Consider the following 20,219-nt stretch of genomic DNA (forward strand, 5'->3'; position numbering starts at 1 on the left):
CCTCGGGGGGACGGCCGCGCGGTCGCGTCACGGGTTCTTCGCGAACGCGATGGCGAGCGGCGCGGAGTTCAGCGTCGCGCTGGCCGTCCCGCCCCGGATCGTCGCGGTGACCCGGTCGGACTCGGTGCCGATCACCGACACCGTGCCGGTCATCGTGTTGCCGACCCAGACCTCCGTGCCGTCCGGCGACGCGGCGGCGGACGCGGGCAGGCGGCCGACGCGGACGTCCTTCAGGTGCCTGCGGGACGCCGCGTCGTACACGCCCACCGAGTCGGCGTTCATGTTCGTGACGTAGACCTTCCTACCGTCCGGCGTGACGGCGACCGCCCACGGCTCCGCGCCGCCGGTGATCGTCCCGGCGACCGTGTTCTTGCGGGCGTTGACGACCCAGACGCGGTTCGCGTCCGGCTCGGTGGCGAACAGGCGCGCGCCGTCGCGGCTGATGGCGAGGCTCTGCGCGGTCGTGATCTTCGGAATCCGCGCGGTGACCCTGCCCTTCGCCGTGTCGATGACGGACACGCCCTTCGCCGTGGCGACGTAGGCGCGGCGGCCGTCCGGCGCGAACACGACCCGGCGCGGGGCCGAACCCACGTCGATCTTGTGGACGACCCGGTCGGAGGCGGTGTCGATCACCGCGACCGAGCGCGAGCCGCCGGGGCCCGTGTCGCCGCCGGTGACCGCCGCGTACGCCTGCCGGCCGTCCGGCGCGACCGCGACGTCGCGCGGGTACGCGCCGACGACGATCGCGCGGCTCGCGCCCGTCGCGGTGTCCACGGCCGTGACCTGGTACTGGCCGGTCACCGCGACGTAGAGGCGGCGCGCGTCCGGCGTCACCGCGACGCCCTCGGCCGTGTCGGCGCGGACGCTCGTCGAGACGATCGTGTGCGTGACCGCGTCCACCCGCGCGATCCGGCCGCTGCCCGCCAGCGCGACGTACGCCGAGTAGCCCGGGCCCGTCCGCGTCTGGCTGCGCAGGCCCGGGGACGCGCCCGGCGACGGCGTCCACGACGGCGCGCCCGGCGGGACGCCCTGCTCGGTGTCGGCGGCGTCGGGATCGTCCCCGCTCCCCAGCGCCGACGCCGCGACCGGTGCGGCCAGCACCGCCGCGGCGGCGATCCCGCCCGCGGCCAGCTTGAATCCTCGCGTCATGGTCTCTCCTCGCGGCTCAGCGGCGCGGGCGCGGCCGGGAGCCGCGCTCCTGGACGGGCTTCTTCTGGGCGGCCCCGGCCCCCGGCAGCGGCGGCGCGGGCAGGCCGGTGACGTTCGAGACCGCCTTGGCCAGCGGCTTCTTGGTGTTCGGGAGCTTGGGGAACCGCTGCCTGCTCGGCGCGAAGCCGAACGCGGACGTCAGGTCGCCGAACGTCCGCCGCCGCCACCGCGTGAGGTTCGGGACGGTCACACCGGTGACCTTCTCCAAGAACTGGAGCGGGGACGTGTGGTCGAAGTTCTCGCCGGCGATCCAGCCGCCCTGAGTCCACGGCGACACGAGCACGCACGGCACGCGGAAACCGCCGCCGATCGGCAGGCCGCCCACGAACTCGCCGGGCGTCCCGGCGGGCGGCGTCGGCGGCGGGACGTGGTCGAACAGGCCGTCGTTCTCGTCGTAGTTGAGGATGAAGACGGTCTTCTCCCACACGTCGCGGTTCGACGCGATGGCGTCGATCTTGCTCGCGATGAAGTCCGCGCCCGCGGCGGGCGTGTAGTTCGGATGCTCCGACTGGTAGCTCGTCGGAATGATCCAGGAGACGGTCGGCAGTTTTCCGTGCTTCGCGTCGTACTCGAACTGGCCGGACGAATACGTCCGCAGGCCGTTCTTGTAGAGCGGCGAACTCGTCGGCGCGTCCTGGAACGCCTTGAACGGCTCCAGCACATTGCAACCGTAGTTGTCGACCTCCTGGTAGACCTTCCAGCTCACGCCCTTCTCGGTCAGCGCCTCCGGATAGGTCTTCCACGTGTACGGCGTCGGATCGACGTTCCCGGTGATGGGGCCGCCGTGCTCGCCGGACGGGTCGATGCTCGCGCTCATCAGGTACAGCCGGTTCGGCCACGTCGGGCCGAGCACCGAGCAGTGGTAGTGGTCGCAGACCGTGAACTGCTCGGCCAGCGCGAAATGGAACGGGATGTCCTCGCGCGTGTAGTAGCCCATCACGTACGGCGCTTTCGCGGCCCCGTCGGCGGCGCGGTGCGCGAGCATCCAGTTGTCCATCCGGCCGCCGTTCCACGCGTCGTGCTGGACGCTCCACGCGTGGCTGGTGGACGGGATCGCCTGGGCGTTGCTCTTGTTCGTGTCGAGGTGGAACGGCAGCGTGTACCCCGCCGGATTCGCGGGATCGGGCTGGTAGAAGACCGAACGGCCGGTGCCGAGCGTCACCGCGTCCGGATCGGAGAACCCGGCGACGCCGGGCATCGTCCCGAAGTAGTGGTCGAAACTGCGGTTCTCCTGCATGAGGATCACCACGTGCTCGACGTCGCCGAGGCGGCCGGAACCGCGGGCGGGGCCGGAGGCTAAGGCGCGCCGCACATGGGGCGGCAGGAATTCGGCGGCGAACGACGCGGCCGCGGCGGTCCCGGCCGCCGTCAGCAGCCGCCGCCGGGTCAGGTGCGCGGAGTCGGGCATCGGTCGTGCTCCCATCTGTGGAGGGACGCGGGGGAACCCGACTGCCGACGATGAACGCCCCGGCCCGACACCTGCGGGACGGGGCGTGAACAGGAGGCGAACCCACGCCTGACGAGCGCTCCGTGACAGGCGGGTCACGCGTCGTCCCCACTCTAGGGACGCGCCGCGTCCCACCAGGTCAGCGACACCGAAACCAACGACAAAGCCTCACACCCGCCCCGCCGGACCGCCACGGCCCGTCCGATGCCGTCCAACCCCGGCGCTCACGCGCCCCCGCGGCCCGACGATTGTCCGGAGCGGGGTCGCGCCTCCAAGCCGACGCCGCGGGCGACGTCCGGCCCGGCCGCCTACGCGCCCCCGCGGAACCGCCCCAGAACCCGCCGCTCCTTCTCCGGCTCCAACCCGATCCCGGCGCGCGGCTCCGGGTCTCCCTCGGCCCGCAACCAGTCCCACGTGTCGCGAACGGTCTCCTCCATCGACCGGCAGACCAGCCCGGCCGCACGCGCGGCGGACGCGTCCACGGTCCGCATCCCCTCGAACTCGGCGCCGGGCGGCAGCCACAACGGCAGTTCCGTCCACCCCTCGACCCCTTCATCCGCGAGCACGTCCGCCGGAACCCACACCGCCTCCGCGCGGCTCCCGGTCACCGCGACGGCCTCCGCGAGAATCTCGCCCATAGTCGCCCCACCCACCGGCCCGGCCACATTGAAAACCCCGCTAAGACCACTCTCCAACGCCCCCAGAGTGAACCGAGCGAGATCGCGCACATCAACGAACTGCACATGCGCCCCAGCCTCCCCAGGCGCCAAGAACTCCCCACCCCGCTCAACCCGCCGCAACCACCAGGGCAACCGCCCGACATTCTCATAAGGCCCGAGAATCAACCCGGGCCGCACAACGAGAGCCGACCCCCCGAACGCATCGAGAACAGCCAACTCCCCACCCCGCTTACCCCGCGCATAGTCCTCAACGAACTCATCCGAAGAATCCCCCTCAACCGTCTCCCCATCCTCACGAACCCCCACCGGATGCGGCCATGAATAAGCAGAAACGGTAGACACATACCCCCACCTTCCAACCCGCCCCCCAAGCACCCGAACAGCCTCCCGCGCAACCACAGGAGCCCCGCTCCACGTATCAACAGCAACATCCCACTCCCGCCCAGCGACAGCGGCAGCAAGCGCCCGCCCATCAGTCCGATCCACAAGAATCCGCTCAACCCCGCCCGGCGCAATCCCCGCCCGCCGCCCCCGATTGAGCGTCGTCACCACATCCCCCCGCCCCACCGCCTCCTCAACCACACTCCGCCCGACAAACCCACTACCCCCAAGCACAAGAACCCGCATCCCCCACCTATCCCACCTCCCATCCCCCGCAAAACCTCACCACCTGACCCCTCCCGCACACTCCTACGCTGCGTACACAGCCAAACGAACTGCGTGAGCAGAAGCATCGATCACCCACACCCAATGCTCACGCACCCATACGGCGGGTTGATCAGCCCCGAGTACCCGCTGGTCACGCCCGCGCGACGGTACGAGAGATCCAGCGCCTGTGCCGTGATATCCGCAAGCACGGAACACTTGCTAGAATCCGGAGCTCAGCGAAGACGGTTCGACAGCATTGGCGCCGGAGAATTCATGGCGCTGACCGAAACGCGATCCGCTCGGATAATGGCACGCCATTTGCCGGAGGTGGACATGAGCGAGAAGATCGCGCTCCGCGACGTCGAGGGAAACAACGTCCCATGTTTGCTCGACGTCCGACTAGAAGACGAACTGTGGCTCATCTCGGCGACCATCGAGACGGGCGCGACCTGGCACGGCGAAGGCGAAACACTCTTCGAGGCTTTCCGCGCCCTGCGAAGAATTCCAGAATCCGAGGGATTTCGCTTCCTCGTCGCCGGCGCACGCCTGAACTGCCGACCGACGAGCATGAGCGCCCAAGCGGGCGCCTCGCACGTCGTTCCCCATTACCGCCGTCCATCGTTCAACGTCGTCCGCAACCTGATCGCCTTCACATTCCACCGCTTCGCCTACCTCGACATCTTCGCCCCCGCGCCCCTGAGAAAAGTAGGCACCGTAGCCGAACAAGACGCCTACATGGACGCATGGACAACCCGCGCCCTGAACTGACCAAGCATGCACGCGAACCACCCACCCGGCAGGTCTTCCGGTGAAGGCCGAGGAGTGCGCGCTTGCGGAGTCCGGTGCGGGGGGCGAGTTCGTACAGGGCGTGCAGGCGGTCGTTAGCGGCAGCCTGGAGGAACTGCCGGGCTTCGGCGGCGGTGAGGGCTAGAAGCGTCTGGGGTGGGGCGTGGTGGTCTTGACGTTGCCAGCGACGTTGCGTGGGAGTTCGTCCTCGCGGACGGCGTGTTCGAGGGTGGACTTGAAAAATGCGCGGACGTCGGGTGCGCTGAGCCGGGCGAGTTTTTTGCGCCGAGGTCGGGGTGGAGGCGGATGGCGGCGGCGGGACCGTCGGTGGTGCTGTGGTTCGCCGGGGAGGTGGATGGCGGCGTACAGGGGGCCGTCCTCGAAATATTGAAGCGTCTCGGTGCCGAAGAGATCGTCATGGAGCCCGGGTTCAGCGTCCGGTTTCTCGTCGGTGGGCGGCTTGCGGTCGGTGGTGCGCGGGGCGGGTTCGCGGTGGAGTACCAGGAGGCCGACAGGCAGCCGGGTGATGATTACAGCCAGGTGGGGACGGCGCCGGTCGGTGAGCTGGCCGTCTGGGCCGCTGAGGCGGGTAGGGCGAACGAGGTCGCGGTGGCGAGCCTGGCGTTGGCGATTATGCGGGAGTGCGGCGCGCTCGTTGATTTCGACGGTCTTCTCGGCCCCGGCGGGAGCGTACCCGGCGATGAATCGGAGTCCCGTCGGCGTGAGGTCCGCCGTTTCGTCGAGTCGTTCCTTGGAAGGGTTTTCGAGGTCGGGTACGCCATGTGCGGCGAGGAGATGCGTTATGTGCATGTCGCGGACGCCGAGTTCTTGAGTGGCTGGCTGGAGAGCGAGCATTTCCACCTTTTCGGCGACTAGCGTCGCTCACCGAGCGGCCGGTGGAAACATCCTATTTGGGTTGTTTGTGGTGGTTCTGTAGGTGAGTTGGGCGAAGTTGGTCACTTGATGTTGGTTGGTCGGGATACTGATGCTGGTCGTCGGGCGGGCGGTTCGTTGGTGGATGGGCCGGTCGGAGCGGGTTTCGGTGTTGGGGTGCGTGTCGTGGGCAGTGGCTCCGGGGCGTCGTGGGTGAGAGAGGGGCTGGGAGATGTCGGTGTTCGGGGTGGACTACGCGTGGGGGCGGCCCGGGGTCAAGGCGTTGGAGAAGGCGGGCGTGGCGTTCGCGTGCCGGTATCTGTCGCATGACACGTCCGGGAAGAACCTGACGCGGGCGGAGGCCGAGCAGCTTTCGGCGGCCGGGATCTGGGTCGTCGTGGTGTGGGAGTCGGCGGCGGACCGGGCGCTGTCGGGGCGGGCCGGCGGGGTCGCGGACGCGCGGGACGCCGCCGCGCAGGCTAAGGCGTGCGGGATGCCGGGGGACCGGCCGATCTATTTCGCGGTGGACTGGGACGCCTCGTCCGGGCAGCAGAAGAAGATCAACGACTATCTCGACGGTGTCGCGAGCGTCATCGGGCGGGACCGCGTCGGGCTGTACGCGGGATACGGGCCGATCAAGCGGGCCTTCGACAGCGGCAAGATCACCTACGGCTGGCAGACGTACGCGTGGTCGGGCGGGAAATGGGACGCCCGCGCGCAGCTCCAGCAGTATTCCAACGACCACACGATCAACGGCGTCGGCCTCGACTACGACCGCGCCGTGAAAAGCGATTACGGGCAGTGGCGCGTCGGCGTCAGCCCGGTGCATGAGGAGGACGACGACATGCCGATCCGCAGCAGCTATGGGAAGTCCAAGGCGCAGGACCTTCCGTGGGGGACGTTCACCGTCGTCAACTGGGACGAGGAGTACGGCGACCCGAAGAAGGCGCACAGCGATACCGACAAGGCGCACCCGCAGGGCTACCCCGGGTACGTCGCGCCGGTGTCGAGCTGGGCGGACATGGACGCCGTCGTCCATGTCACGGGAATGGCGCCCGGGGACTATTTCCAGCTCCGCTACGAGGTCCACGACTGGAAGGACAACAAGTCCGCGAAGATGTGGAGCGAAGTCCACGCGGACCAGCAGGCGACGACTGGCGACCAGTTCGTCACCGGAACGATTTCCAAGGGGTTGACGAAGGGCCAGCACGTGTACGTCGCCGTCGCGGTCTTCGCGGCCGACGACGCGAAGGACCGCCCCGCGCCGAAGGCGATCTCCGGGCGCTGGACGATCCGCCAGGACCAGCGCTAACCGGGCAGCGCCAGGTGGCGCGGATTCGCCACGGTGACCTTGTCCACGACGGACGCGCGGACGGCCGCGACCACCTCGTCCATCCGCGCGTCCAGAGCGCCGGTGCGGATGGCCGACGCCAGATCCGCGTCGTCGGCGCACCCGAGGGCGCGCAACCGGGTCTGATGCGCGGCCCGGTGCGCGTCGCCGAGCAGCAGTTCGCGGCGGGCGATCCGCAGCGCGGCCGACGCGACGCGCGTGTGGTAGCGGACGCGCTCGTCGGGATGCCGCGTGCCGTCGAGGAACGCGCCGACCGCGTCGATCAGCGCTGCGGCGTTCGGCCCGTCGTGCGGCGGCGCCCCGCCCGCGCTGGAAGCTGTGTCGAGGAGCGTGGCGGTGTCCGGTCGGTCGTGCGGCGGCGTCCCGCCCGCGCTGGAAGCCGCGTCGGGGAGCGTGGCGGCGTCGGGCTGGTCGTGCGGCGCCCAGCCCGCGCTGGAAGCCGCGTCGAGCAGCGTGGCGGTGTCCGGTCGGTCGTGCGGCGGCACCGCGCCCGCACCGGACGCCGCGTCGAGGAGCGTGGCGGCGTTGGGCCGGTCGCGTGGCACTCCGCCCGCGCTGGCAGCCGCGTCGAGCGGGTCCGGGACGGTGACGGGCGCGGTCAGCCCCAGTGCCAGCAGCAGGTCGTGCTCCTGCTCGCAGACCCGCCGCCCGAGGACGGCGAACTCGATCGACGCGTCCGACCCGTCCAGGAACCGCCCGGCCTGGTGGCGGCAGAGGACGGCCCAGCGCAGCGTCCCGTAGACCTCCCACCAGCGCAGCGCGGCGGCGTCCGGCGGCGCGCCGCCCGCCTCGGCGTACCCGGCGAGCAGGTCGGCGCGGGAGCCGAAGCCGCCCGCCGGGTGCGGCGAGCTGAACCGCCACGCCTTCACGCAGAGCCAGCCGAGGTCTTCGGCGGGGTCGCCGAGGTGGGACAGCTCCCAGTCCAGGACGCCGCGGACGCCCGTCTCGTCGATCAGCAGGTTGCCGGTGCGGAAGTCGCCGTGGACGACGGCGCGGCGCGGCGCGGGCGCGGGCCGGTGCCGGTCGAGCCAGCGCAGGGCGAGTTCGACGGCGGGGCGCGGCTCGTCGAAGCCCGCGTAGCGCTCGGTGAGGTCGGTGAGCGGGTCGCCGTCCGGCAGCCCCGGCACGGCCGCCGGAGGGATCGTGTGGAGGCGCGCGAGAATCCGGCCCAGCTCGCGCGCGAGGCGGGGCCGGACGGCCGCGAACCGCGCGTCGCGCAGCAGGCGGCGCGGGATGGTCTCGCCGGGCAGCCGCTCCATGATCAGGTAGGGGACGCCGAGCAGCGCGGGACCGTTGTCCACAAGTCGCGGGACGGGTACGCCCGCGGCGTCGGCGGCTGCTAGGAGCGCGGCCTCCCGCGCCATCGCCGCGGCGTCGGGCGAAGCGGGCGAATCGCGGCGCAGGATGAGCGGCCGGTCCCCGGCGTCGAACGCGTACGTCTCCCGGCTCGCCCCGCCCGGGAGCCGCCGCAGGCCGGTGACCTCGCCGTACGCCGCCAGCGCGGCGGCCAGCTCAGGATCGGGCATCAGGCGTCCTCGGTTGACAATCCGGCGGCCCCGGGATCAAGATCCGAGAATCGGCCGAATGTGACATCAGTGTCAAGTCACCCCGGCGCGACGCCCCGCCGAAAGGACGACGATGCCCCGTCTGCGCGAGGTCCCCCGCGCCGAGGTCACCGACGAGCGGATTCTCTTCTTCTACGACCGGCTGGCCGATCCCGGCACCGGTACCCCCGGCGACTGGTGGACGGTCTTCGCCCAGTCGCCCGACGTCTTCCGGCACGCCGTCCGCGGCTTCGCCCTCTACCGGGACGCCGCGCTCGACCCCGTCCTGCGCGAACTCGGGCAGTGCCGCGCGGGCTGGGCGCGCGGCAGCCGGTTCGTGTTCTCGCAGCACTGCAAGCAGATGCGCGAGCTGAACGTCCCCGAGGAGAAGATCGCCGCGATCCCGCACTGGCAGACGGCGGACTGCTACTCGTCGCTGGAACGCGCCGTCCTGGCGTACACGGACGCGCTCGTGCTCGACGGCGGGCGTGTCGCGGACGGCGTGTTCGACGTCCTGCGCGAGCACCTGACCGATCCCGAGATCCTGCTGCTCACCTACATCACCTGCATGTACGAGATGCACGCGACGATCGCGAAGGCGCTGCGGCTCGAACTCGACGACCGGCCGGAACCGGTCACCGAGGCCGGGGAGGACTGATGCTGTTCCCCGTGCCGGACCGCGTCCGGGACGTCCGCGACGCCGTCCACGCGTTCATGACCGAACGCGTCGAGCCCGCCGAGCCCGTCCTGAACGCGGGCGGCGACGCGGCCCGCGCCGCGCTCGCGGAGCTGCGCGCGGCGGCGAAGGCCGCCGGGCTGTGGGCGCTCGGCCACCCCGCCGAGCTGGGCGGCGGCGGGCTGCCGTTCCTCGACTACGTGTACGTGAACGAGGTGCAGGGCCGCAGCGAGTGGGGGCAGCTCGCGCTCGGCACGTTCACGCTCCAGGACTCGCTGATGCTGCACCGGTACGCGGGCGAAGCGTGGCGGGAGCGCTATCTCGCGCCGATGGTCGCGGGCGAGGTGTCGCCGTCCTTCGCCATGACGGAACCGGACGTCGCGGGCTCCGATCCGACCGGCCTGCGGACCACCGCCGAACTCGACGGCGACCACTGGGTGATCCGCGGCCGCAAGTGGTTCACGACGGGCGCGGCCGACGCCGCGTACACGACCGTCATGTGCCGCACCGAGCCGGACGACGCGCCGCCGCACCGCCGGTTCAGCATGATCATCGTGCCGACGGACGCGCCGGGGTACCGGATCGTCCGCGAGACGCCGGTGCTCGGGCTGCACGGCGGCCATTACGAGGTCGCCTACGAGGACGTCCGGGTGCCCGCCGGGAACCTGCTCGGCCCGCGCGGGCAGGGGTTCGCCATCGCCCAGGAGCGGCTCGGCCCCGGCCGGATCTTCCACTGCATGCGCTGGCTCGGGCAGGCGCAGCGCGCGTTCGAGCTGATGTGCGCGCGGCTCGGGGCGCGGTCGGCGTTCGGCGAGCCGCTGGCGGCGAAGCAGCTCATGCAGCAGCACGTGTTCGAGTCGTACGCGCAGATCCAGGCGGCGCGCGGGCTGACGCTGCAGGCGGCCGAGCGGATCGACGCGGGCGACCAGGCGCGCGTCGAGATCGGCGTCGTCAAGGTCGTCGGGGCGCGGATGCTGCACGACGTCGTGGACCGGGCCGTCCAGGTCCACGGCGCGGCCGGGCTCACCGACGACACGCCGCTGTCGCGGATGTACCGGCACGCCCGCGAGGCGCGGCTGTACGACGGGCCGGACGAGGTCCACGTCCAGAGCACGGCGCGGCGCATCCTGCGCGCGCTGGGCTGACGGCCGGTGGATTGACGACCGGCTCGCCTTCCCTCTATATATGGACCGCCATGTAATGTCCCATGCATTGATGGGATGATTGGGAGGGCCATGCCCCGCACCACCACCGTCCCGGCCGGACCGCTCGACCGGCTCGACGGGCCCCGCGACCTGCGCAGACTCCTCGACATCCCCGGCATGGACGACGCGGGCATCGCGCGCCTCGTCGCCGACGCCGGAACCGGCGTCGTCCTCGACCGCGTCTTCGACCTGCTGTGCGTCCGGTTCGTCCCCGGCAGCGGGCGGCGCGGCATCGTCCAGTGGGACGTCGCCGCGCCCGAAGGCGGCACGCTCCGCTACCAGACCGCGTTCTTCGGCGAATGGGCCGAAGCCAGGCCCGGCTCGGCGGCCCGCGCCCGCGTCACGCTCACGCTCAGCGCGCCGACGCTGATCCGGCTGGGAGCGGGCCGGCTGAACTCGCTCATCGCCGTCCGGACGGGGCGCATCGGGTTCCAGGGGAGCGTGGTGCTGGGGGCACGACTGCCGCACTGGTTCGCGCTGTGACGACGGCTCGTCGGGTGGCTCTTATTTGATCAGGCCCTGGTCGCGCATCCAGTCGCGGGCGACGAAGACCGGGTCGTCGCCGTCCACGTCCGCGCGGGCGTTCAGGTCCGTCATGACGGCCGTGGTCAGCTTGGGGCTGATCTGCGCGAAGATCTGCGTGAGCCCCGGGTGGGCGCGCAGCAGCGGTTCGCGGATCGTGATCGCCGGGTTGTAGATCGGGAAGAAGTGCCGGTCGTCGTCCAGGACGGTCAGGTGCAGGGCCTTGTTGCGGCCGTCCGTCGCGGTGACCTCGCCGAACGTGCAGCGGCCGTGTTGGACGGCGTTGAAGATGACCCCGGTGTTCATCTGGAGGACGTTGCGGGACGGCACCGTCGAGCCGTAGTTCAACCCGTACGCCCGGAACATCCCGCGCATCCCGTCATTGCGCGAGAAGAACTCCGACTCGACGCAGAACGTCCGCTGCGCGACGGGCACCTTCGCCATGTCCGAGAGCGTCCGCAGCCCGAAGCGCTGCCGCGCCTGCTGGTTCACCGCGATGGAATAGGTGTTGTTCAGCTGCGCGGGCGGCCCGAGCCACGCGATGTGATTGCGCCGCAGGTCGAGGTCGCGGACGGCGTCGAACTGCTTCCCCGCATCGGGAATGGGGTTCTCCTGCCCGAGGTAGGTGATCCACCCGGTGCCGGTGTACTCCCACATCAGGTCGTTGGACCCGCGCGTGATCGAGCGGCGCGCGGTGGCGCTGCCCTGCACGTTCGTGTGGTCCTCGACGTCCGCGCCCGCCGCCTTGAGCGCCAGCACCGCGATCTTGCCGAGGATGAGCTGCTCGGTGAACTCCTTGGACGTCACGCGCAGCTTGACGCCCTTGAGGTCGGGCAGCGGCCGGATGCTGCCCGGCTCGACGTCGGGGATGAACGCCGACGCCGGTTTCAGCCCGCAGCCCGCGAGCGCCAGCACGGCGCACGCGGCGAGCAGCGGCCGGACACGCATCACAGCCCCTTCGGTCCGAGGACGCGGCTGGCGACGCCGCCGATCCAGTCGATGAGCAGGGCCAGCAGCGCGATGAGGACGCAGCCGGTGAGCAGCACGGGCGTCCGCTGCGTCGCGACGCCGGTCGTGACGAGGTCGCCCAGCCCGCCGCCGCTGATGAACGACGCGATGCTCGCCGTGCCCACCATCAGCACGAGCGTCGTCCGGATACCGGCGAGGATCACCGGCGCGGCCAGCGGCAGTTCGACGCGCCGCAGCACGGCCGGAGCGGACATCCCGATGCCGCGCGCCGCGTCCGTCAGCGACGGATCGACCTGCTGGAGCCCCACCATCGTGTTGCGCAGCGCGGGCAGTATCCCGTACGCGACGAGCGCGACGATCGCCGTCCAGAACCCGATGCCCCACAGCACCGCGAGCAGCACCACCACGCCGATCGCGGGCGCGGACTGCCCGATGTTCGCGACGGCCAGCACGAGCGGCGTCGCCCGGCGGAACCGGCGGCGGCTCAGCAGCACCCCGAGCGGCAGCGCGACGGCCAGCACGACCAGCGTGGACACCAGCGTCAGCTCGACGTGCTGCCAGGTCTTGCGCGCGACGTAGTCGAGGGCGAGGGACCGCCGCGCGATGCTGTCCAGCCCGGAGTTCTCGACGTACGCGAGCCACGCCGCGCCCGCCGCGACGATCACGGCGGGCTGGATCAGCGCCCGCCAGGACCGCCCGGTCGGCGTGTGCAGCGACTCGCGGGAGCGCCCGGTCGCGACGCCCGGCTCGCGGGCGGTGTCCTCGGCGGGCGGGCCGGTCATGCCGTGCCCGCCGTGCGCCGCTCGGCCGCGCGGCGCATGTCGCGGACCGCGTCCTGCACGGTCGCCAGCGAGACGGTGCCGGTGAACGCGCCGCCGCGCCCGACGACCGGGACGCGGTCGTGGTCGGTCTGGATCAGCGCCTCCAGTGCGCGCTGGAGCGTGTCGCGGGCGTGCAGCGGCTCGGGGACGGGCGCGCCGCGCTCCCCGAGCGGCCCGGCCGCGTCGCGCAGGTCGTCGCGGGTGACGGCGCGGACGGGCCGCCCCGCGTCGTCCAGCACGACCGCGAACGCGTCGTCGGCGTCGCCGATCCGGTCGCGGACGGCCGCCGCGTCGTCGCCGGGCCGCGCGGTCGGCGTCTCGCCCAGCGGGACGTCCGCGACGCGGCTGAACCGCAGCAGCCGCATCGACTGCGCCCCGCCGACGAACTGCTCGACGTACTCGTCCGCCGGGCTCAGCAGGATCTCCTGCGGCGTGCCGTACTGCGCGACGCGCGAGCCCTTGTCGAGGATCGCGATGCGGTCCCCGAGCTTCAGCGCCTCGTCGATGTCGTGGGTGACGAACACGATCGTCTTGCCCAGTTCGTCCTGGAGGCCGAGCAGGGAGTCCTGCAGATGCTCGCGGGTGATGGGGTCGAGCGCGCCGAACGGCTCGTCCATCAGCATGACGGGCGGGTCGGCGGCGAGCGCGCGGGCGACGCCGACGCGCTGCTGCTGCCCGCCCGACAGCTCGCGCGGGTAGCGGGCGCGGTAGCGGTCGGGCGGGAGGTCGACGAGTTCGAGCAGCTCGTCCACCCGCGCCGCGATGCGCTTGCGGTCCCACTTGAGCATCTGCGGGACGAGCCCGACGTTCGTCGCGACCGTCATGTGCGGGAACAGCCCGGCGTCCTGGATGACGTAGCCGATGTGGCGGCGCAGCTCGGTCGGGTTGAGGCTCAGCGCGTCCCGCCCGGCGACGGTGATCGTGCCGGACGTCGGTTCGATGAGCCGGTTGACGAGCCGCATCAGCGTCGTCTTCCCGCTGCCGGACGGGCCGAGCAGCACGACGATCTCCCCGGCGGGGATGTGCAGCGTCACCCGGTCGACGGCGGCGGTCCGCTGCCCCGGATAGCGCTTGGTGACGTCGGTCAGCTCGATCCCGGCGCGCGGGTCGGGTGCGTCGGGTGCGTCGGGCGCGTCAGGCACGGATCCCCCGGGGCGTGGTCAGGCGGCCGATGAGGACGAAGCAGGCGTCGAACAGCAGCGCGAGGACGATCACGCCGAGCGTCCCGGCGAGCGTCATGTTCACCGAGTTCGCGCCGCCGAGCCGCCCGAGGCCGGAGAAGATCTGCTCCCCGAGACCGGGCCCGGACACGTACGCGGCGATGGCGCCGATGCCCATCGCGAGCTGCGTCGCGACGCGGACGCCGGTGAGGATGACGGGCCAGGCCAGCGGCAGTTCGACGCGCAGCAGGATGCGGGCGCGGCCCATCCCGATGCCGCGCGCGGCGTCCACGAGCGTCCGGTCGACGCCGGTGAGGCCGACGACGGTGTTCCGCACGATCGGCAGCAGCGAGTAGAGGGTGAGCGCGACGACGCTCGGCGCGACGCCGAGGCCGAGCGGGGTGATGAGCAGGCCGAGCAGCGCGAGGGAGGGGATCGTGAACGCCGCGCCCGCCGCGCCGGTCGCGACGGCCGACAGCCGGGGGCTGCGGTAGACCAGCAGCCCGATCGCGACGCCGATGACGAGGGCGGCGACGACGCACTGGAACACCATGCTGGCGTGCTGCCAGGTCTCGAACGTCAGCAGTTCCTCGCGGCTGCGCAGATACTCCCAGAAGTTCACGGTTTCCTCCGGTGGATCACTACCACCCCGGGGTACGGATCACACCTCCGTGATCGGATCGTGGTGATAGCGCCGTGGCCCCGTCCGGGAGCGCGGGCCGGACGGGGCCGCGCCCGCTCAGGCCAGTCCGAGCACCTCGCTGATCGCGCGGAGGCCGGGGAGCGGGTCGGCGTCGTCCTTGGTGAGGAGCTGGACGGCGACGTGGTCCGCGCCCGCGTCGAGGTGCGCGGTGAGCGCGGCGGCGGCCGTCGCGGCGTCGCCGTGCGGGGCGAGGGCGTCGATGAGCGCGTCGCTGCCGCCGTCCGCGATGTCGGCGTCCGTCCAGCCGAGGCGCTTGAGGTTCGCCGTGTAGTTCCCGAGCTGGAGGTAGAACTTCAGGTTGACGCGGGCGAGCGCGCGGGCGTTCTCCGGGTCGGTGTCCACGATGACCTTCTGCTCGGGCGCGAGCAGCGGCCCCGCGCCCAGGACCTCGCGGGCGCGCCGCGTGTGCTCGGGCGTGACGAGGTAGGGGTGCGCGCCGCGCGCCCGCTCGCCCGCCAGGCGCAGCACCTTCGGGCCGAGCGCGGCCAGCACGCGGTCGGCGGCGGGGACGCCCTCGGCGTCGAGGACGTCGAGGTAGGACACGATCGTCTCGTACGGGCTCGCGTACTCGCGGGTCGCCTCGGGGTGGCCGATGCCGACGCCGAGCAGGAACCGGCCGGGGAACGCCTCGGCGAGGCTCCGGTGGACCGGGGCGACGTCGCGCGCGTCGGTGGCCCACATGTTGACGATCCCGGTCGCGACGACGAGCCGTTCGGTCGCGACGAGCAGCCCCTGGACGATCTCCAGGTCCTTCGGGGTGGGCGAGCCGCCGAGCCAGACGGTGCCGTAGCCGAGCGCCTCGGCCTCGGCGGCGAGTTCGGGGCCGACCTGGTTCCAGCGCCGCCAGATGCCGTAGCGGCCCGTGTCGATCTCGGTCATGTTCTTCCCTCCGGTGGCGCGGGAGGCGCGTCCTCCCGCGGTTGCGCAAGCACCGGCGGGCGCGCCGTTGTTCCGCGTACCCGCGGGAAGCTGATCACCAGACCGGGGCGGGTCGATCTTCGGGTAATGGCCGGAGCCGGTCAGGCGGGGGACGGGAGGTGTGCCGCCGCGCGGGGCCCCCGTTCGTGTGAACGGGGCCGGGGCGGCGCGGCGGGCGTCGATCCGGTCGGCGGCGGCCCGGTCGCGGTTCCGACACGGAGTCAAGCCCCCTGTCTGGAATGTCGGGTGAGGTGTATTTCGTATGTGTTTCGCGGTTCGTGGACAGGGGGAAATGCGTTAGCTGTAGAAACCACATTTCCCGGAGGGGGTTCTCCCATGTGCGGCATCACCGGCTGGGTCGACTACGACCGCGACCTCACCGCCGAACGCGCCACCGCCCTCGCGATGACCCGCACGATGGCGCCGCGCGGACCCGACGCGGAGGGCCTCCACCTCGACCGGCACGTCGCCCTCGGCCACCGCCGGCTCGCCGTCATCGACGTCGAGGGCGGCGTCCAGCCGATGACGCACGGCCCCGCGACGCTCGTCTACAGCGGCGAGACCTACAACTTCCAGGAGCTGCGCGACGACCTCGCCGCGCGCGGGCACGCGTTCCGCACGCGCAGCGACACCGAGGTCGTCCTGCACGCGTACCTGGAGTGGGGGCGCGACTTCGTCGAACGGCTGAACGGCATGTTCGCGTTCGCGCTGTGGGACTCGCGCACCGAGGAACTGCTGCTCGTCCGCGACCGCATGGGCATCAAGCCGCTGTACTACGCGCCGACGCGGGACGGCGTGCTGTTCGGGTCCGAGCCGAAGGCGATCCTCGCGCATCCCGGATTCACCGCGCGCATCGACAGTGACGGGCTCGCCGAACTGCTCACCAACGCGAAGACTCCCGGACACGGGATCTTCGCCGGGATGCACGAGGTCGTGCCGGGCCACATCGTCACGGTCTCGCGCGGCGGACTCACCGACCGGGCGTACTGGACGCTCAGCGCGCGCGAGCACACCGACGACCTCGCGACGACCGTCGCGCGCGTCCGCGAACTGCTGGACGACATCGTCCGGCGGCAGCTCATCGCCGACGTGCCGCTCTGCACGCTGCTGTCCGGCGGGCTGGACTCCAGCGCGCTCACCGCCCTCGCCGACCGGGCGCTCGGCGCGGACCACGTCCGCTCGTTCGCGGTGGACTTCGTGGACGAGACGGGCGGGTTCGTCCCCGACGACCTGCGCGACACCGCCGACGGGCCGTACGTCCAGGACGTCGCGCGGCACGTCGGCTGCGCGCACTCCGACGTCGTCCTGTCCAACGCGCAGCTCGCCGCGCCGTCCGCCGTGGACGCCGTCCTGCGCGCCCGGGACCTGCCCGGCATGGGCGACATGGACACGTCCCTCTACCTTCTGTTCGCCGAGATCAGGCGGCACTCGACCGTCGCACTGTCGGGTGAGTCCGCCGACGAGGTGTTCGGCGGGTACCGCTGGTTCCACGACCCGGCCGCCGTCGCCGCCGAGACGTTCCCGTGGACCTCGACGGCCCTCGGCCGCGGCCTCGACCTCCTCGACCCCGGCCTCCAGGCCCGCGCGGACGCCTACCTCGCCGACCGGTACCGCGAGGCGCTGGCCGAGGTCCCGCACGTCCCGGACGCGTCCCCGGCCGAACGCCGCATGCGCGAGATCTGCTACCTGCACCTCACCCGCATGGTCCGGACGCTCCTCGACCGCAAGGACCGCCTGAGCATGGCGGTCGGGCTGGAGGTGCGCGTGCCGTTCTGCGACCACCGGCTCGTCGAGTACGTCTTCAACACGCCGTGGTCGTACAAGACCTACGACGGGCGGGAGAAGAGCCTGCTGCGCGGCGCGGTCGCGGACGTGCTGCCCGAGTCGGTCGCGCAGCGGCGCAAGAGCCCGTACCCGGCGACGCAGAACCCCGGCTACGAGCGCGCCGTCCGCGACCGCCTCGCCGCCGTCGCCGCGGACTCGTCCAAGCCGGTCCACGCCTACCTGGACCTCGCCGCCGTCAAGGACGCCCTCTCCCGCCCCCTCGGCCCGACGAGCCTCCAGCCCACCCGCATGCCGATGGAACGCGTCCTGACTTTGAGCGACTGGCTCGACGCCTACCACCCGGCGTCGCTGTAAAGCGCTGGGCGGCCGCGCGCCGATTTCTCGGCAGACTTTCGGGACCGACGGGGATTAATGCGTTCTCCGGGCCGCCTGGTATCCTGCCGAATCTGATTGGTCGCCGTATTTTGACGGATAATCGGTGATCAAGGCTGAATCGTGCTCGCGCGAGGTCGGCGGGCTGGACGATGGCGTCGTTCGGCCCGCCGCGCCCGGATAATGGTGGTTGGTGATCGACTCCCGTGGTGAAGGCCGAACGCCTTGGCCGCCGCAGCGTGCGGGTGCTCCTGGTGCTGGTCATGGCCGTGTTCGACCTGGCCGTTTCCGGGCTGATGGCGGGCGGCCCCGTGCCCGCGCCGCCGTCCGCGGTCGTCATCGTCGGCGTCATCGTCGCGCTGGTGCATTGGTACGCATCGATGTTCGGCTGGGGCGGCAGGCTCGTTGCGACGCCGCATGCCCTGCTCGTCAGAAATGTTTTCATCGAGCATCGGATTCCGTGGGACCGCATCAACGGCGTTGGGCTCGACCAGGGGTTGGGTATTTCGCTCATTGATGCGGGCGGCGGCGAGCGCACGGTGCGCTCGTTGCTGTTCGGCAGTTCGATGATCGGCGACCTTCTGGGTTACCCCACATACCGGCGGGCCGTCGTCTGGATCGAAGAACACAAAAGCGTGTTCTGCGCGCAGGGCGCATCGAACGGCCCGTACGTCCGCGCGGTGCGAATCCCGTGGATCTCGCTCTTGGTCATCTTCTTGTTCTGCGTGAGTGGAGTGTGTTTCTTTGCTTCGGTCTAGTCGGCGGTGTCGGTGTGAGCGAAAGTGAGCTGCGGTCTCTGATCGCGATGATCCATCGATCCGCCGATGAAGCCGACGTCGATGTCGATGTCGACGTCGACGAGATCAGCAGCGGTCATCGGATCGTGAGCGTGAGCGACGTACATGCCGAGGGCGTCGATTTTTGGCTCATATTCGACGGCGAGGTCGCGATCCTTCAGATCGGCGATATCGATGCGCGGGCGGAGGTGCCGCTCGCGGGGGAAGGGGGAGTGATGTTGGAGAAGACCATGTCGAGCATCTTCCGCGGGAGAGTCGAAGGGCGGCGCTATCGACGTTCGCATGGTTTCTTCACCTGGGACGCCCAGGGTGGCCGGCTTATCGCTGCGCAGCATTACAGCCTTCCGTTTTTTCGTGGGAGATCGGTGGAGCGCACGTCATTTCGTCCCTATGGGCGAACCGATCGCGACCGGTGCGGGCAGCCGGCCTCGCGGGGACGAGGGTGAACATGAAACGCGGTTGGAGAGTTCCGCGTTCTGGCCCGGAGCCTTGCCGGTGCGGAGCGCCGCCGGTCGCCGCCGGAGCGGTCCGCGTCGCGACCGGGGCGGCCGACGCGTCGCGGCGGAAGGATCGATGATGGCCGATGAGATCGTGTCCCGACGGAGAGGTCTCTGCCTGTTCGCTCTCGTCGCCGGCCTCGTGCTGTCCGTCATGGCGGTGCGGAACGCCGTCATCATCGAGGATGCTGGCAAGCGATTCTTGCTCTTCCCGGCCGCCGCGGTGCCGCTCTGCTGCATGTGGTTGATCGGTCGACATTCTGCGGTGCGCGTCTGTCGTGGCGGTGTTGTCATCGACAATTTCGCCGTACGCCATCGCATACCGTGGAGTGAGTTCTCCGAGTTCGTGGTCGACGACGGGCTGGGCGTTCGCCTCAGGGATCGGAGGATCATCGATTCTGTTGTATTCGGTGGATCGGTGATCGGCGACCTGCTGGACTACCCGCATGCCCGGAAGGCCCGCCGGAAGCTCGACGCGGCCCGCGACCGGGTGATCGCGACGGGCGGCGAGTCGTGGCCGGGCGGGTACGAGAAGAGGATTTTCGTGCCGCTCGTGCCCCTGGCCGCCATCATCGGCGCGTGCGCGCTGCTTGTTCTGGCCGCCTTTGTACTCCGGATGTGAAGAATCGCACGGCCCCGAAGCGCGCAGGGCGCCTGTCCCCGGTCGTGAGCCGCCGGGGTACGATCGAACTCCCGGTCGGAATCGAACGGAGTGCGTCCGTGCGGAGATTCGCCGTCCCCGGAACGGTTCTCCTCGTGCTCTCGGTGCTTTGTCAGCATGTTTTCTCGGTGGTTTTCCCGGCGCAGACGTCCGACGCGAGAGCGTATCGGGGGTCCGTCAAGACGACGATCGGCCTTGAGGACGCGTTGGAGATGTTCGGCCTGGACCTGCCGGAGGGCGCGGAGAACGTCCGGTACTGCCGTCAGGACGATTGGGACATCAACCGGCTGCTGCTGAGGTTCGACGTGCCCGAGAACGTCGGCGGAGCGTTCCTGGCGGCCTGGGGCGTCTCAAGCCGTCCGCCGAAGGAGTCGCACCTGCTGCTGGGGTCCAAATTCGTCAACGACTGCATGAAGAACTCGACGGACGGCCTCCCGGACCGCTCGCTGGAGTTCGCTCACGCGGTGCGCGGCAACATCGGTTACCGCTTCACGAAGGACGCGGGCGGTCCCGAGGTGATGACGATGCGGATCTACGCCGCGGTCGCCGGGGATTTCGACTAGTTTCCGATCTTGCCGCGGGCGGCAGGGGTTTG

20 protein-coding genes and 1 pseudogene are annotated in these 20,219 nt (G+C 71.0%); 10 read left to right on the forward strand and 11 right to left on the reverse strand.

Annotated features, from left to right (window positions below; translation table 11 throughout):
* Positions 1–27: 27 nt before the first annotated feature.
* The 4 genes and pseudogenes from G339_RS32480 to G339_RS40975 all read right to left on the reverse strand — a co-directional run.
* Positions 28–1,149, reverse strand: a complete 1,122-nt coding sequence (locus G339_RS32480; protein ID WP_019629807.1) for a beta-propeller fold lactonase family protein — start codon at positions 1,147–1,149, stop codon at positions 28–30.
* A gap of 16 nt (positions 1,150–1,165) precedes the next feature.
* Entirely contained in the window at positions 1,166–2,617 is a 1,452-nt protein-coding gene (locus G339_RS0104105) for an alkaline phosphatase family protein (RefSeq protein ID WP_019629808.1), read from the reverse strand.
* A gap of 347 nt (positions 2,618–2,964) precedes the next feature.
* Positions 2,965–3,294: a hypothetical protein gene (locus G339_RS40970; protein WP_338028915.1), complete on the reverse strand. Its 330-nt coding sequence runs from the start codon at positions 3,292–3,294 to the stop codon at positions 2,965–2,967.
* Positions 3,295–3,327: 33 nt separating this feature from the next.
* Positions 3,328–3,963, reverse strand: a pseudogene (locus G339_RS40975) (NAD-dependent epimerase/dehydratase family protein); the annotation flags it as partial.
* A 354-nt stretch (positions 3,964–4,317) separates the two neighbouring features.
* Between G339_RS40975 and G339_RS38515 the strand changes: the two are divergent.
* From G339_RS38515 to G339_RS36385, 3 genes are all read left to right on the forward strand, one after another.
* On the forward strand, positions 4,318–4,752 hold the full coding sequence (locus G339_RS38515; RefSeq protein ID WP_157407342.1) for a hypothetical protein: 435 nt from the start codon (positions 4,318–4,320) through the stop codon (positions 4,750–4,752).
* A 174-nt stretch (positions 4,753–4,926) separates the two neighbouring features.
* Positions 4,927–5,646 carry a DUF6368 family protein gene (locus G339_RS39700; protein WP_019629812.1) on the forward strand — a complete coding sequence of 240 codons (720 nt, stop codon included), beginning with the start codon at positions 4,927–4,929 and terminating at the stop codon, positions 5,644–5,646.
* A 229-nt stretch (positions 5,647–5,875) separates the two neighbouring features.
* Entirely contained in the window at positions 5,876–6,955 is a 1,080-nt protein-coding gene (locus G339_RS36385; RefSeq protein ID WP_019629813.1) for a glycoside hydrolase domain-containing protein, read from the forward strand.
* On the opposite strand, the gene G339_RS40220 is transcribed toward G339_RS36385, so the two are convergent.
* Entirely contained in the window at positions 6,952–8,520 is a 1,569-nt protein-coding gene (locus G339_RS40220) for a phosphotransferase family protein (RefSeq protein WP_019629814.1), read from the reverse strand. The genes G339_RS36385 and G339_RS40220 overlap by 4 nt on opposite strands.
* A 112-nt stretch (positions 8,521–8,632) precedes the next feature.
* Between G339_RS40220 and G339_RS0104140 the strand changes: the two genes are divergently transcribed.
* The 3 genes from G339_RS0104140 (at position 8,633) to G339_RS0104150 (ending at position 10,902) form a co-directional block, all read left to right on the forward strand.
* The gene (locus tag G339_RS0104140) at positions 8,633–9,196 is read left to right on the forward strand and encodes a carboxymuconolactone decarboxylase family protein (RefSeq protein ID WP_019629815.1); all 564 of its coding nucleotides are present in this window, start codon (positions 8,633–8,635) and stop codon (positions 9,194–9,196) included.
* A complete protein-coding gene (locus G339_RS0104145; protein WP_019629816.1) occupies positions 9,196–10,359 on the forward strand; it encodes an acyl-CoA dehydrogenase family protein in 1,164 nt (387 codons plus the stop codon). Before G339_RS0104140 ends, G339_RS0104145 begins: the two co-directional genes overlap by 1 nt.
* A gap of 90 nt (positions 10,360–10,449) precedes the next feature.
* Complete coding sequence (locus G339_RS0104150; protein WP_019629817.1) at positions 10,450–10,902, forward strand: hypothetical protein; 453 nt, start codon at positions 10,450–10,452, stop codon at positions 10,900–10,902.
* Positions 10,903–10,923: 21 nt separating this feature from the next.
* On the opposite strand, the gene G339_RS0104155 is transcribed toward G339_RS0104150, so the two are convergent.
* From G339_RS0104155 to G339_RS0104175, 5 genes are all read right to left on the reverse strand, one after another.
* Positions 10,924–11,889 carry a glycine betaine ABC transporter substrate-binding protein gene (locus G339_RS0104155; RefSeq protein WP_019629818.1) on the reverse strand — a complete coding sequence of 322 codons (966 nt, stop codon included), beginning with the start codon at positions 11,887–11,889 and terminating at the stop codon, positions 10,924–10,926.
* On the reverse strand, positions 11,889–12,692 hold the full coding sequence (locus G339_RS0104160) for an ABC transporter permease (RefSeq protein ID WP_019629819.1): 804 nt from the start codon (positions 12,690–12,692) through the stop codon (positions 11,889–11,891). The genes G339_RS0104155 and G339_RS0104160 overlap by 1 nt, the downstream gene beginning before the upstream one ends.
* Positions 12,689–13,873 carry an ABC transporter ATP-binding protein gene (locus G339_RS0104165; RefSeq protein WP_019629820.1) on the reverse strand — a complete coding sequence of 395 codons (1,185 nt, stop codon included), beginning with the start codon at positions 13,871–13,873 and terminating at the stop codon, positions 12,689–12,691. Before G339_RS0104165 ends, G339_RS0104160 begins: the two co-directional genes overlap by 4 nt.
* Positions 13,866–14,513: an ABC transporter permease gene (locus G339_RS0104170; protein WP_019629821.1), complete on the reverse strand. Its 648-nt coding sequence runs from the start codon at positions 14,511–14,513 to the stop codon at positions 13,866–13,868. Before G339_RS0104170 ends, G339_RS0104165 begins: the two co-directional genes overlap by 8 nt.
* Positions 14,514–14,630: 117 nt before the next feature.
* A complete protein-coding gene (locus G339_RS0104175; RefSeq protein ID WP_019629822.1) occupies positions 14,631–15,473 on the reverse strand; it encodes an LLM class F420-dependent oxidoreductase in 843 nt (280 codons plus the stop codon).
* A 375-nt stretch (positions 15,474–15,848) separates the two neighbouring features.
* On the opposite strand from G339_RS0104175, the gene asnB reads away from it, so the two are divergent.
* Both asnB and G339_RS0104185 read left to right on the forward strand, forming a co-directional pair.
* Positions 15,849–17,651 carry an asparagine synthase (glutamine-hydrolyzing) gene (asnB, locus tag G339_RS0104180; protein ID WP_019629823.1) on the forward strand — a complete coding sequence of 601 codons (1,803 nt, stop codon included), beginning with the start codon at positions 15,849–15,851 and terminating at the stop codon, positions 17,649–17,651.
* A gap of 227 nt (positions 17,652–17,878) precedes the next feature.
* Positions 17,879–18,427, forward strand: coding sequence for a PH domain-containing protein (locus G339_RS0104185; RefSeq protein ID WP_157407343.1), 549 nt, complete (start codon positions 17,879–17,881; stop codon positions 18,425–18,427).
* Here the strand turns inward: G339_RS0104185 and G339_RS0104190 are convergent.
* Entirely contained in the window at positions 18,424–18,801 is a 378-nt protein-coding gene (locus G339_RS0104190) for a hypothetical protein (protein ID WP_157407344.1), read from the reverse strand. The two genes, G339_RS0104185 and G339_RS0104190, sit on opposite strands and share 4 nt — an antisense overlap.
* A 241-nt stretch (positions 18,802–19,042) precedes the next feature.
* On the opposite strand from G339_RS0104190, the gene G339_RS0104195 reads away from it, so the two are divergent.
* Positions 19,043–19,585 (forward strand): hypothetical protein, encoded by a 543-nt coding sequence (locus G339_RS0104195; protein WP_157407345.1) that lies wholly within the window; start codon positions 19,043–19,045, stop codon positions 19,583–19,585.
* Positions 19,586–19,752: 167 nt separating this feature from the next.
* On the forward strand, positions 19,753–20,187 hold the full coding sequence (locus G339_RS0104200; protein WP_157407346.1) for a hypothetical protein: 435 nt from the start codon (positions 19,753–19,755) through the stop codon (positions 20,185–20,187).
* The last annotated feature ends 32 nt before the right edge of the window (positions 20,188–20,219 follow it).

It is taken from the genome of Actinomadura atramentaria DSM 43919 (genome assembly GCF_000381885.1).
GTDB lineage: Bacteria > Actinomycetota > Actinomycetes > Streptosporangiales > Streptosporangiaceae > Spirillospora > Spirillospora atramentaria.